12 protein-coding genes are annotated in these 12,281 nt (G+C 68.2%); 7 read left to right on the top strand and 5 right to left on the bottom strand.

The window, feature by feature from the left end; translation table 11 throughout:
• Positions 1-19 precede the first annotated feature (19 nt).
• The 5 genes from EV650_RS26685 (at position 20) to EV650_RS26665 (ending at position 4,837) form a co-directional block, all read left to right on the top strand.
• Positions 20-766: a LytR/AlgR family response regulator transcription factor gene (locus EV650_RS26685; protein WP_134121732.1), complete on the top strand. Its 747-nt coding sequence runs from the start codon at positions 20-22 to the stop codon at positions 764-766.
• Entirely contained in the window at positions 763-1,143 is a 381-nt protein-coding gene (locus tag EV650_RS26680; RefSeq protein WP_134121731.1) for a hypothetical protein, read from the top strand. Before EV650_RS26685 ends, EV650_RS26680 begins: the two co-directional genes overlap by 4 nt.
• 2 nt (positions 1,144-1,145) lie before the next feature.
• Complete coding sequence (locus EV650_RS26675) at positions 1,146-2,720, top strand: sodium/solute symporter (RefSeq protein ID WP_134121730.1); 1,575 nt, start codon at positions 1,146-1,148, stop codon at positions 2,718-2,720.
• A gap of 141 nt (positions 2,721-2,861) precedes the next feature.
• On the top strand, positions 2,862-3,197 hold the full coding sequence (locus tag EV650_RS26670) for a DUF485 domain-containing protein (RefSeq protein ID WP_134121729.1): 336 nt from the start codon (positions 2,862-2,864) through the stop codon (positions 3,195-3,197).
• A gap of 11 nt (positions 3,198-3,208) precedes the next feature.
• Positions 3,209-4,837, top strand: coding sequence for a monocarboxylic acid transporter (locus tag EV650_RS26665; RefSeq protein WP_134122697.1), 1,629 nt, complete (start codon positions 3,209-3,211; stop codon positions 4,835-4,837).
• A gap of 106 nt (positions 4,838-4,943) precedes the next feature.
• On the opposite strand, the gene EV650_RS26660 is transcribed toward EV650_RS26665, so the two are convergent.
• The 3 genes from EV650_RS26660 to EV650_RS26655 are packed head-to-tail and all read right to left on the bottom strand — an operon-like array spanning position 4,944 to position 7,397.
• Positions 4,944-6,431: a CYTH and CHAD domain-containing protein gene (locus EV650_RS26660; protein WP_134121728.1), complete on the bottom strand. Its 1,488-nt coding sequence runs from the start codon at positions 6,429-6,431 to the stop codon at positions 4,944-4,946.
• A 31-nt stretch (positions 6,432-6,462) separates the two neighbouring features.
• The gene (locus EV650_RS40465; RefSeq protein ID WP_166678277.1) at positions 6,463-6,603 is read right to left on the bottom strand and encodes a hypothetical protein; all 141 of its coding nucleotides are present in this window, start codon (positions 6,601-6,603) and stop codon (positions 6,463-6,465) included.
• The gene (locus EV650_RS26655) at positions 6,600-7,397 is read right to left on the bottom strand and encodes a methyltransferase (protein ID WP_134121727.1); all 798 of its coding nucleotides are present in this window, start codon (positions 7,395-7,397) and stop codon (positions 6,600-6,602) included. Before EV650_RS26655 ends, EV650_RS40465 begins: the two co-directional genes overlap by 4 nt.
• Before the next feature lie 28 nt (positions 7,398-7,425).
• Between EV650_RS26655 and pdxR the strand changes: the two genes are divergently transcribed.
• Complete coding sequence (pdxR, locus tag EV650_RS26650) at positions 7,426-8,955, top strand: MocR-like pyridoxine biosynthesis transcription factor PdxR (RefSeq protein WP_202874915.1); 1,530 nt, start codon at positions 7,426-7,428, stop codon at positions 8,953-8,955.
• Between the two features lie 54 nt (positions 8,956-9,009).
• Here the strand turns inward: pdxR and EV650_RS26645 are convergent, their stop codons facing one another.
• Positions 9,010-9,981 (bottom strand): hypothetical protein, encoded by a 972-nt coding sequence (locus EV650_RS26645; RefSeq protein ID WP_134121725.1) that lies wholly within the window; start codon positions 9,979-9,981, stop codon positions 9,010-9,012.
• Between the two features lie 13 nt (positions 9,982-9,994).
• On the bottom strand, positions 9,995-11,281 hold the full coding sequence (locus tag EV650_RS26640; RefSeq protein ID WP_134121724.1) for an MFS transporter: 1,287 nt from the start codon (positions 11,279-11,281) through the stop codon (positions 9,995-9,997).
• A 177-nt stretch (positions 11,282-11,458) separates the two neighbouring features.
• Here EV650_RS26640 and EV650_RS26635 point away from each other — a divergent pair, with 177 nt between their 5' ends.
• The gene (locus EV650_RS26635; RefSeq protein WP_134121723.1) at positions 11,459-12,241 is read left to right on the top strand and encodes a hypothetical protein; all 783 of its coding nucleotides are present in this window, start codon (positions 11,459-11,461) and stop codon (positions 12,239-12,241) included.
• Positions 12,242-12,281 lie beyond the last annotated feature (40 nt).

The following is a 12,281-nucleotide window of genomic DNA, read 5'->3' as shown; positions in this document are numbered from 1 at the left end:
CAGGTCCTAAGGTGAGGGCATGGCCGACACTCCGCTGCGCGCGCTGGTCGCGGACGACGAGGAGCCCGCCCGGGCCGAGCTGGTGTACCTGCTGGGCCAGGACCCCCGGATCGGCCAGATCCTGACAGCCGAGAACGGCCCGGACGCGCTGAAGATCCTGCAGGCCACCGACCTCGACGTGGTGTTTTGCGACATCAAGATGCCAGGTCTGGACGGCATTGACCTGGCCAGCGTGCTGTCCAAGTTCCGCCAGCCACGGCCCCGGATCGTCTTCGTCACCGCCTACGACGAACACGCCGTGGCCGCCTTCGATCTCGACGCGGCCGACTACGTCATGAAACCTGTCCGGGCCGAGCGGCTGTCTGAGGCGGTCCGTCGGGTGGTCACCCAGGGCGCACCGGCTGCACTGCAGTCACCTGACGACTCGGAGGACGAGACGATCGCAGTCGAGTTGGCCGGTGTCACCCGATGGGTCCAGCGCTCCACGGTCCGGTACGTCGAGGCGCAGGGCGACTACGCCCGTCTGCACACCGGCCAGAACTCGCACCTGGTCCGGATCCCGCTCAGCACCCTCGAGGAACGCTGGCGGGACGCAGGGTTCACGCGGATCCACCGCAGCACGCTGGTCGCGCTGGCGCACATCGACGAGATGCGGGTCGACAGCGGCCGGTGCGCAGTCCGGGTCGGCGGCGACTGGCTCCCGGTCAGCCGCCGGCACACTCGCGAGCTCCGCGACCTCCTGGTCCGATCCACCTCCCTGCGATGAGTACGCCCGACGCACCACGGAGGGTCCGCGTCACCAACCCCCGGGCCAGCGCGGCCAAACGACCCATTAACCCCACCGGCACCCGCGAGATCGACGAGCAGACCCGGCTCGGCGAGATCTACATGCTCTCGCTCGTGCAGACCCAACTCCGGCTCACGCTGGCCGTCATCGCCGGCGTACTGCTCGTCCTCGGTAGCATCCCGCTGCTCTTCTGGCTCGTCCCACCGACGCGCACGCTGTCCGTTCTCGGCCTGCCGCTGCCCTGGGTGATTCTCGGCATCCTCGTCTACCCAGTGGTGTACGTCGCCGCGCGCATCTACGTCCGCCACGCCGAGCGGATCGAAGCGGAGTTCACCGAGTTCGTGGGACGGCAGTAGGAATGTCGCCGGCGCTCAGTCTCAGTGCGATCGGATTGGTGGTCGCGGCAACGATCGGGATCGGCCTGTTCGGACTGCGGATCTCCCGGACCACCAGCGACTTCTACGTTGCCAGCCGGGCGATCACCCCGCGCTGGAACGCCTCGGCGATCAGCGGTGAGTACCTGTCGGCCGCGTCGTTCCTAGGCGTCGCCGGTCTGGTGCTGGTGAACGGCGCCGACATGCTGTGGTTCTCGGTCGGCTACACCGTCGGCTACCTGATGCTGCTGGTCCTGGTCGCAGCCCCGCTGCGCCGATCCGGTGCGTACACGTTGCCCGACTTCGCCGAGACCCGCTTCGAATCCGCCGCCGTACGCCGGATCTGCGCGGGACTCGTGGTCGGTATCGGCACGCTCTATCTGCTGCCGCAGTTGCACGGAGCCGGTCTCGCCGTCCAAACCGTGACCGGTGCGCCGCCGCAGGTGGGAGCGATGATCGTCGCGGTGATCGTGGTGATCAACGTCGCCGCGGGCGGGATGCGGTCGATCACCTTCGTCCAGGCCTTCCAGTACTGGCTGAAACTCACAGCGTTGGCCACACCAATCTTCGTGATCCTGCTCGCCTGGCACCAGCCGACCGGCGTACTCGACTCCTTGCACGGCGCGGCCGCCGAGTGGGCCGAGCCGTTGTCCCGCGCGGGCGGTCGCGCCCATCCGCTGTACGCGACCTATTCGTTGCTCATGGCCCTTTGTTTCGGAACGATGGGGCTGCCACACGTCCTGGTCCGCTTCTACACGAACCCGGACGGCCGCGCGGCCCGTCGTACCACCGTCGTCGTACTCGCGCTGCTCGGTCTCTTCTACCTCTTCCCACCGATGTACGCCGTCCTGGGGCGGACGTTCGCGCCTGACCTGGTGGGAGCTGGTGGCGACACCGTCGTACTCGAGCTGCCGGGGCGAGTTTTCCCTGGTACAGCAGGGGATCTGCTCGGTGCACTGGTTGCGGCCGGAGCCTTCGCGGCGTTCCTGTCGACGTCGTCGGGGTTGACTGTTGCAATCGCCGGAGTGATCGATCAGGACCTGTTGCGGAGCCGGCTGCATCGGTGGACCGGCGGGGATTACGTCGCGGTGAACAGCTTCCGGATCGCGGCCTTGCTCGCGATGGTGGTTCCGTACCTGGCGTTCACGGTGACCGGTGCGTTGAGTCTTGCGGACACGGTCGGGCTCGCGTTCGCGTTGGCCGCGTCGACGTTCTGTCCGCTGCTGGTGTTGGGGATCTGGTGGCGGCGGATGTCGACCACCGGCGCCGCGGCCGGCCTCGTCGTCGGCGGGATCGCGGCGAGTGCGGCCGCACTCGTCAACGTGACCGGCGGACCCCATGGCGGTTGGCCGCGCGCGCTCGTCGGCCAGCCGGCCGCGTGGACGATGCCGCTCGCCTTCCTCACCGTCATCGTGGTTTCCAAGCTCACCCCGGACAAGATCCCGGCCGGGACCGCACGCAGCATGGTCCGGCTACACACTCCCGAGGCGGTCGACGTGGACCGCGGACCCGGACCGGCAACCGCTCATCGCGCTCTTCCTACCGCTCGTCGCAGCTGAGTGATCCACCGGTCGACTGGTGTGCTCCGCTGAGCGCTCGATGCGCGTCGGTGCTGTCGGGCCACCGTGACCCACGCCACAGTACGAGCAACCCCGCCGGCCTCTACCGCCCGGCAAGCTCCCCGTTCTGGAGGTCCCGCGATGAGTGATACGCGTGATCCGGACCTGACGACTTATCGGGATGTCCAGCTGTCGCCGGACTTCACCGAACTTCGTCGCCGGTTCCGGCGCTTCGTGTTCCCGATGACCGCACTGTTCCTGGTCTGGTACTTCGTCTATGTCCTGCTCGCCGACTACGCACACGGCTTCATGTCCCACAAGATCGGCGGCAGCAACATCACCGTGGCCCTGATCTTCGGGCTGCTGCAGTTCGTGTCGACGTTCGCGATCACGCTGATCTACGTCCGCTGGGCCGACCGCAAGCTCGACCCCGACGCCGCGAAGCTGCGCCACCAGATCGAAGGAGCCCAGCAGTGACCGCCCCACTGATGTTGCCGCTGGCAACTGTCGGGAACCCGACCGTCAACATCCTGATCTTCGCGCTGTTCGTGCTGGCCACGCTGGCGATCGTCTTCCGGGCCTCCCGCAACAACAAGACCGCGGCCGACTTCTACGCCGGCGGACGATCTTTCACCGGCCCGCAGAACGGCATCGCGATCTCCGGCGACTACCTGTCCGCCGCGTCGTTCCTCGGCATCGCCGGTGCGATCGCCCTGAACGGGTACGACGGCTTCCTGTACTCGATCGGCTTCCTGGTCGCGTGGCTCGTCGCGCTGCTCCTGGTCGCCGAGCTGCTCCGGAACACCGGCCGCTTCACGATGGCCGACGTACTGTCGTTCCGGCTCAAGCAGCGGCCGGTCCGGATGGCGGCCGCGATCTCGACCCTCGTCGTCTGCTTCTTCTACCTGCTGGCACAGATGGCAGGTGCCGGCGGTCTGGTCGCCCTGCTGCTCGGGGTCTCCGGGCGGACCGGTCAGAGCATCGTGATCGCCGTGGTCGGCATCCTGATGATCACCTACGTGCTCGTCGGCGGCATGAAGGGCACCACCTGGGTCCAGATCGTCAAGGCGGTGCTGCTGGTCATCGGCGCCGGAATCATGACGATCTGGGTGCTGGCGAAGTACACCTTCAACCTGTCCAGCCTGCTGGGCGCGGCAGTCGACAAGAGCCCCGCCGCCGGTGAGAAGCTGCTCAGCCCGGGTCTGCAGTACGGCCTGACCGGCGTCACCAAGCTGGACTTCATCTCGCTGGCGCTCGCCCTGGTGCTCGGCACCGCGGGCCTGCCGCACGTGCTGATGCGCTTCTACACCGTGCCGGACTCCAAGGAAGCCCGGCGCAGTGTCAGCTGGGCTATCTGGATCATCGGCATCTTCTACCTGTTCACGCTGGTCCTCGGGTACGGCGCTGCCGCGATCGTCGGGCCGGACCGGATCAAGGCCGCACCGGGCAAGGCCAACTCGGCCGCGCCACTGCTGGCCTTCGAACTCGGCGGCGAGGTCCTGCTCGGCGTCATCTCGGCGGTCGCCTTCGCCACCATCCTGGCCGTGGTGGCCGGGTTGACGATCACCGCGAGTACGTCGTTCGCGCACGACATCTACGGCCAGATCATCAAGAAGGGCCAGATCAGCGGCGACGGCGAGGTCAAGGTGGCGCGGTACACCGCGGTCGTGATCGGCCTGGTCGCGATCGTCGGCGGCATCTTCGCGAACGGGCAGAACATCGCGTTCCTGGTGGCACTCGCGTTCGCGGTCGCCGCCAGCGCGAACCTGCCGACCATCCTGTACTCGCTGTTCTGGCGCCGCTTCAACACCCGCGGCGCGCTCTGGAGCATCTACGGCGGCCTGGCCTCGACGATCATCCTGATCGCGTTCAGCCCGGTCGTCTCCGGCAAGGTGGACGCCAAGACTCACCTGAGCCTGTCGATGATCACCGACACCGGCGTCGACTTCCACTGGTTCCCGCTGGACAACCCGGGCATCGTCTCGATCCCGTTGGCCTTCCTGCTCGGCTGGCTCGGCACCATCACCAGCAAGGAGCCGGTCGACGTCGACCGCTTCGCCGAGATGGAAGTCCGCTCCCTCACCGGCGCCGGCGCCGAGAAGGCAGTCCAGCACTAAGCCTGTCAGGCAGGTCCTGCTCAATTCACGCGGACCTGCCTGGCAGCCCCACCAGAAAAGCAACGGGCGGCCAGGTCGGCGAGGACCTGACCGCCCGTTTTCGGTTTCAGAAGTCGAGCGTCGGCCAGAGTTTGTAGAAGGCTGCCCGGGAGGCGTTTCCGCGGAGCTCTTCGAGGGCGTGCAGGCGACCGAAGGTGAAGGGGTTGCCGCCGTCGCCGTAGACCTCGATGGCCAACTGGTGCAGGAGCTCGCGAGAGACGACCGAGTCCTGGTGTTCGCCGAGGATCTCCTGGACCTGTTCGGCCTGGGCGGCCAGCTTGCCGGCTTCGTCACCGAGGACGGGTACTGCGGACTCCGCGGCGTACCGCAGTCGCTTGGCGGCCTTCCGGACCTCGTGGAGCTCGTGATCCTGCTCGGCGACAGTCTCCGCGGCCTCGGACCGGCGTACCGCTTTGCGCATCCGTTTGAGGTCGTGGTCGAGGAGCTCACCGATCTGCTTGCTCGCCTTGCGGTCGTCGCCCGTCACCGGCGGCTTGGCGACCAGCTCGTCGAGCCTGTCGAGCAGGCGGAAGTAGCGCTCGCTCTCGAGGGCGGCCAGTGCACCCGCGCGACCGTCCTTGTAGGTCCGGCGCAGTTCGTCGTCGATCCGGCCGGCGACGCGGCCCATCACCAGTTCGACCGGCTGCTCCGCGATCTCGGCCGCGAAATGCTCCCGCTGCACCTCGGCGTCGCGCGCGACCCCGAGCTCACCAGCAAGCCACTTCAGCTCGGCCCGGAGCTCGTCGCCGGCCTCGCGGTCGATCACCGGCCGGTACGTCGCCAGCGCCGACCGCAGCCGCCGAGTAGCGACCCGGAACTTGTGGATCGAGTCCGGGACATCACGCCGTACCTCGGGATCCCGCTCGTGGATCGCCCGCACCTGAGCGCCGGCATACGCGCGGAACAGATCGGACGTCCGCGGCTTCTCCGGTAGCGCCAAGTCGTCGTACGCCGGAACTCGGTCACCGAGCGCCCGCGCCAGCTTGCTCGGCCCGGACGCCGGACGCGCACCGGCCGACCGCAGCAGTTCGCCGGCGTCCTCCAGCAGCTCCTTGTCCCCGCCGACGAGCTCGACCTCCCACTCGCGCCAGCTCTCCGGCTCACCGCCCTCGACCGTCGCGGTCACATGATCGTCGGCGAACTCCGCGAGTACGGCGCCGTCTTCGTCGAGCAGCCGATGGACGACGCGCCGGGTCTGCAGGCTCACGACCGCGGCGAGTGTGTTGTCGCGGACATGGACGCGGACTGTACGGACGACCGCGATCGGGACGGTGCGCACCGATCGGCCGAGCGGATGTCTGACCTCGAGCCGCCCACCCGACGACCCCGGGAACTTCACGTGCCAGCCGTCGTCCTCGCCTCCGGTCCGGCGGCGGAGCGTCACCTTGTTCGCGGCCAGGTCCAGCTCGGGAGTGTCGTAGTACACCGCCTCCAGGTCGAGCTCGACCGGTTTGGAGACGCTCGCGACCCCGGGCAGCTCGTGCAGCGCCGGCACGACGACGCTTTCGTCGACGTCGTACTTCGTCTCGATCTCGAGCTGCTCAGTGGGGGGCATGCCTCTTGTTTACCAGGTGTTCATGAACTGGTCAGCTAAGTGATCGGAGCTCGGCGACCAGACGCTCGAGGTCGCGATCGGGGATCCCGTTGGCCGGCGGCCGGATCTGCTTGCGCTGGTTGCGTTTGAGGGCCCAGCAGATCAGCGCGACGAGGATGAGGAAGGCGATCATGTCCGGCCAACTCCTTTGAAGAAGGTGTAGTGGAAGGTGCCGCCGGGAGCGGCGGTCTTCTCGAGGTCGCGGATGCCGTCGTTCCATTCGGACTCGGTCCGCATCCGGGCGGCGATCGCGCGGTCGCGGACGGACTCGACCATCGCGATGAAGGTCTTGCGGGTGAAGCCGTCGACCAGGTGCGGGAGGGTCTGGTCGGCGTACACGGTGCGCGGCTCGACGTGCACGTCGTCGTACCCCGCGTCGTCGAGGAGCGGCTGGAGTCGCCGGCCGATGAGCGAGTCGCCGCCGGTCTCGGCCTGCAGGTCGACGAGGCAGTCAATGACGGCTTGGGCCTGCGTACTGCGGGGGTGGAAGAAGGCGGACTGGTGATCGCCTTCGATCACCGTGATCGTGCCGCCGGGGTTGAGGAGACCGCGGAGGCGGGTGAGGGCGCTGCGCGGGTCGCGGAGGTGTTCGAGGACGAAGCAGACGAAGACGTGGTCGAACTTCTCGTCAAGGTCGTGGAGATCCGCGTGCCGCCAATCGACGGTCGCGTTGGGGGCGTTGGCGGCGACACGGGCCTTGGCCTGGGCGAGTGAATCTTCGGAGATGTCGACCGAGACCAGCTCGATGCCTGGGCTCCGGGTCACGAGTTGGACGGTCTGGGCGCCCACTCCACAGCCCGCCTCGAGGACTCGGCTGCCGGGTGCGTAGGTCGTGCCGCCGTGCAGAAGGTCGGCCAGGGTACCGGCCTGGTCGGAGAGCCGGCGCGTCTCCGCCGGGGTGTAGCCGTGGACGTAGTCAGTTCCCATGTCTCCACGGTCGCGCCACAATGGTCCAGTGAACAGGTCCAATCAGGCCGGAAGTGGCAGGTCCAATGGCACGGACTTCCTGCAACTCAACCCGGCCGACGTGCCCGCCGGCGGACTCGCCGACTGGCTCACCGACCGCCTCCGCACCGCCATCTCCACCGGCCACCTCCCGGTCGGCACCCGCCTCCCCGCCACCCGCACCCTCGCCGCCGACCTGGGCATCTCCCGAGGCGTCGTCACCGAGTCCTACCAACGCCTCACCGAAGACGGCCACGTCATCGGCCGGGGCCGAGCCGGAACGGTCGTCGTCGGTACGACAGGACGTAGTCATCTACGTATAGGCCCCCGCCCGCCTGAAGCGTCGAGCAAAACAAGCGATCCGGGCACTACCTCCTGTCGTTCCGCCGAGAACCTCGAGATCTTCGACAACCTGAGAGCGGTCCCGGCACGGATCGACCTGACGCCCGGGGTGCCGGATCTGGCGGCGTTTCCGCGTGCGGCGTGGATCCGGGCCGAGCGGGCAGTGCTGCAGGGTCTGCAGGCGGCCGAGTTCGGGTACGGCGATCCGGCCGGGACGCCAGCGTTGCGGCGGGCGGTCGCGGTCTGGTTGGCGCAGAACCGCGGGATCGCGGCCGGCCCGGACGACCTGATCATCGTGGCCGGAGTAGCCCAAGCGATCGGTCTGGTGGCGCAGGTACTCGAGCAGCGCGGCGTACACGAGATCGCGGTCGAGGACCCCGGCTCACTCGGCTCCCGCCAGCACCTGCAGAACTGGGGCATGCGGACCCCGCCCATCCCGGTCGACGACCGCGGCCTCCAGGTCGACGTACTGCGGAACTCCAGCGCGGACGTGGTCATGGTGACGCCGGCCCACCACTTCCCGACCGGCGTCGTGCTGGATGGTGAACGGCGTCGGGAACTGATCCAGTGGGCCGCCGACGGCGGTCTGATCATCGAGGACGACTACGACGCCGAGCACCGCTACGACCGCCCGCCGGTCCCGGCTCTCCGCGCGATGCTCCCCGATCAGGTCATCTACACCGGCAGCGTTTCGAAGCTGCTCGCCCCCGCACTGCGGATCGGCTGGATGCTCGCACCCCCGCAGTACAAGGACGAGCTGATCGGCCGGAAGCGCCTGGCGGACCTCGGCAACGCCGCCCTCCCGCAACTCACGCTCGCCCACCTGATGGAGTCCGGCGAACTCGAACGCCAGCTCCGCTTCGTCCGCCGCCGGCACCGTACCCGCCGCGATGCGATGGTCGCCGCCATCCGCAACCACTTGCCCACCGCAACCATCCACGGCGCCGCCGCCGGCCTGCACCTCACCATCACCTTCGACGACACCACCAACGACGTCGCGCTGGCCGCAGCCGCCCTTGCCAGAGGAGTCAAGGTCCACCCCCTCTCCTGGCACTGCCAACTCCCCCACACCCCCGGCCTGGTCCTCGGCTACGCCGCCCGAACCCCCACCGAAATCACCGAAGCCATCGCCACCATCGCCGACTGCCGTACCGAAGAACGGGTAGTAGTCGCCTCCACCTCACCGCCTCACGCCTGAGCTCTCCGGCTGGAGGCCGAATCAGCCCACCACTACCCGTTCTTCGGTACAGGCTCAGCGGGTGTAGAGGGAGGACATGGCGAGGGCGAACTGGGTCATCACGTCCGGGTTGACGGCGCGGGCCGGGAGAGGGACCAGGTCGACCAGTTTGTCGTCGCCGACGCGGATCGTGGCTCGGCCGGTGGCGGTGTCGACGTACCCTTCGTCGCCGAGCGGGATCGACTGCGAGGTCGATGCCTTGCGGAGCGGGGCGATCAGCGCCTCGGCCTGCGGAGTACGGCGTACCGAGGTGTACAGCACGCTGGTCGTGGTGACCCAGCCGCAGACCACATCACCCAAGGGCGACTCACTGTCCCGCCTGACCATCGCGGCCGTCCCCATGACCTTCTCTGCCGCGGACGAACCGCGGTCACAGTCCGGACGCGTGATCCACCCGTTCGTGGCCGGCAGACCGGGCGCCTGCCGGACGACTTCCTGAGCGAGTACGACGTACTTCGCCAGCGTGGCCTTGGGCCCGGCGATCTTGTACAGCTTGCGGTCCAGCAGGAACACCACGAACGTGCTCGTCCCGTATCCGCCTTCGCCCACCACCGCGGGCAACGCCTTCTCGCCCTTCGTCGCGGCGTACGCCTTCTGGGTCGCCGCCAACGTCGCCTTCGTTGCCGGAAGCACCGAAGTCTCGATGTTCAGCACCGGCCCGTTCGGAGACTTGCCGAGAGTCAGCTGACAGACGTCGTACGTCGGAATGCCGAAATCGGCCGGTGGCGTCTTGGGCTGGATGTTCGCGGCCGGCACTGCGAGCGTCGACTGCACCAGAGTGGCGTCCATCCGTACGCACAACGTCTCCGCGACCTTGGCCGGTCCGCTCGGCGTCTCGGACGGGGTTGCCGACGGGGTCTCCGAGGGCGTGTCCGAAGGCGTCGGGACGGACACCAGCGGCGGCGCGCTCGGCGCATCCTCCTGCCCGGGACCACTACAGCCCGCGAGGAGCACGGCGGCCAGCCCGGCAGCGATCAGGATACGCATGATGACTGGCAGCCTAGCCCGCAGCGCGGAGGTCTCTTTCGCGGACGGCGTGTTCGTCGGTGCGGGCGTCGTACCGCCAGAACTCGCGCAGCCAGACCGAGGTCGCGACCACGCCGGCGACGCACAGTACACCGCCGCTGACGATCGCCGTCCGGACCGTGGTGAGGTCGGCGACGAGACCGGAGCGGGCCTGACCGCCGAGCGGTCCGAGTGAGTAGCCGAGCATCTCAATGCCCGCGAGCCGGCCGCGCATCTCGTCGGGGATCGTCTGGTTCCAGATCACCGACCGGAACAGCACCGACACCATGTCGGCCGCGCCCGCCACGGCGAAGAACGCGATCGCGAACCAGATATTCGGCGCCAGCCCGGCGATCCCGACAGCGGCGCCCCAGCACATCGTGGCGATCACGACCGCCCGGCCCTGGTGGTGGACGTGCTTCGCCCAGCCACTGGTCAGGCTGGCGCACATCGCCCCGATCGCCTCGGCGCTGTAGAGCAGCCCGAGCAGCTTCGGTTCCTTCAGGATCTCGGTCGCGAACGCCGGGAACAGCACGATCGGCATCGCCAGGAACATCCCGACCATGTCCACCAGGTACGTCGCCAACAGGTCCTTCCGGCGGAACGCGTAGACGATGCCACCGCCGATCGCCCGCAGACTGGGAGCGGTGGAGTGGTCGCCTGTCCGGTACGAGCCCAGTCGGGTGTAGAGCAGCGTCGCGAACACGATCCCGGTCAGCTCGACCGAAAACGCCCAGGTCACGCCCACTGTCCCGACCAGGACACCACCCAGCGCCGGACCGGCGAGCTGACCGATCTGCCCTGTCAGGGAGCTCAAGGCGACCGCCGCCGGGATCTCCTGGTGACGGACCACTCGTGGCAGAAGTGCCTCCCGCGAAGGCCTCTGCAGCGAGGAGGCGACGGCGTTGAGCGCGCCGCAGAGGTAGATCAGCCAGATCTGCGGGTGCGGCAGGAGCGTGTTGGTGACCATCAGCGCTGAGATGACGACCTGGGCAAGGCCGGTGCTGACGAGCAGCGTCCGGCGTTCCACATGATCTGCCAGCGCACCGCCGTACAGGCCGAACACGACGAGTGGTGCGATCGTCACCAGACCCATCGCGCCGACGGCGAAGTTCGATCCGGTGAGTTGGTAGAGCTGATACGGCAGAGCGACGTACCCGACCATGCCGCCGAGGAAGAAGACCGATCCCGACACCAGCAGGATGCGGAAATCGCGGGAACCACGCCACGGGGTCAGATCGACGCGCAACCGGGCCAGCTGCGCGCGGAGACTCACTGCCACCGGCCCATAGTGTCAGGTCCGACCAGCCGGGACGAACCTGATTTCGGCGCGACCTTTTCACGCACATCGAAAGGTTCCGGCGGCGACCCAGGCGGACCCTACGGTGGAGCCGATTGGTTGCCCAGGGCGTCAATCTCACCGGCCGGGAAGACCCGGCCGGTCCCCGGGAAGACGGAGATGAACCGCATGATCTCGATCAAGTCGGCCGGCACCCGGCTGCTCGCCACGCTGGCCGCGGGCGCGGCCGCCGGTGCCACCCTGCTTGTTCCCTCGGCCGCCCAGGCCGCTAGCACGGCGTCCACGAGCACCACGGCTGTGTCGTCGGTGCTCAAGCCGGGCCAGTACCTGAAGCCGGGCCAGTACCGCCGTTCGCCCAACGGGATTTACACGCTCATCATGCAGACCGACGGCAACGCCGTCCTCTACAAGGGCCGGACCGCCCTGTGGGCCAGCATGACCAACCGCAAGGCCTCCACGCTGATCATGCAGCGCGACGGCAACCTGGTCGTCGTCTCCGGCCGTACGCCGGTCTGGGCCAGCAACACCGGCGGCAGCACCGGTGCGTACCTCGCGGTGCAGAGTGACTCCAACCTGGTCATCTACAACGTCCGCAACAAGGCGGTCTGGTACCGGCACATGGTGATCGGCACGCTCGGCTCCGGCCGGATCCTGAACCCGTACGACCTGCTGGTCTCGCCGAACCGGATCTACCGGCTGCAGATGCAGACCGACGGCAACGCGGTGGTCGTCAAGAACGGCAAGACGCCGATCTGGAGCACCAAGACGGTCAGCAAGGGCGCGTACCTCGTCATGCAGCAGGACGGCAACGTGGTCGTCTACAGCGCCGCCAAGAAGGCACTGTGGTCCACCAAGACCGTCCGTAAGGGCTCGGTGCTGCAGATGCAGAACACCGGCAAGCTGGCGGTCGTCTACGGCCGCACCACGGTCTGGTCCAGCTGACCGACAAGTACTAGGTGAGCCGCGGCCCGACGGGGGACCG

This window comes from Kribbella kalugense (assembly GCF_004365875.1).
GTDB classification, from domain to species: Bacteria; Actinomycetota; Actinomycetes; order Propionibacteriales; family Kribbellaceae; genus Kribbella; species Kribbella kalugense.
Note: the sequence above shows the minus strand (reverse complement) of the source record. Positions and strands in the feature narration are given on the sequence as shown.

Excerpts from the sequence above, each read along its gene's own strand:
- EV650_RS26685 (WP_134121732.1), top strand. The coding sequence starts at position 20 with ATGGCCGACACTCCGCTGCGCGCGCTGGTCGCGGACGACGAGGAGCCC.
- EV650_RS26680 (WP_134121731.1), top strand. The coding sequence starts at position 763 with ATGAGTACGCCCGACGCACCACGGAGGGTCCGCGTCACCAACCCCCGG.
- EV650_RS26675 (WP_134121730.1), top strand. The coding sequence starts at position 1,146 with ATGTCGCCGGCGCTCAGTCTCAGTGCGATCGGATTGGTGGTCGCGGCA.
- EV650_RS26670 (WP_134121729.1), top strand. The coding sequence starts at position 2,862 with ATGAGTGATACGCGTGATCCGGACCTGACGACTTATCGGGATGTCCAG.
- EV650_RS26665 (WP_134122697.1), top strand. The coding sequence starts at position 3,209 with ATGTTGCCGCTGGCAACTGTCGGGAACCCGACCGTCAACATCCTGATC.
- EV650_RS26660 (WP_134121728.1), bottom strand. The coding sequence starts at position 6,431 with ATGCCCCCCACTGAGCAGCTCGAGATCGAGACGAAGTACGACGTCGAC.
- EV650_RS40465 (WP_166678277.1), bottom strand. The coding sequence starts at position 6,603 with ATGATCGCCTTCCTCATCCTCGTCGCGCTGATCTGCTGGGCCCTCAAA.
- EV650_RS26655 (WP_134121727.1), bottom strand. The coding sequence starts at position 7,397 with ATGGGAACTGACTACGTCCACGGCTACACCCCGGCGGAGACGCGCCGG.
- EV650_RS26645 (WP_134121725.1), bottom strand. The coding sequence starts at position 9,981 with ATGCGTATCCTGATCGCTGCCGGGCTGGCCGCCGTGCTCCTCGCGGGC.
- EV650_RS26635 (WP_134121723.1), top strand. The coding sequence starts at position 11,459 with ATGAACCGCATGATCTCGATCAAGTCGGCCGGCACCCGGCTGCTCGCC.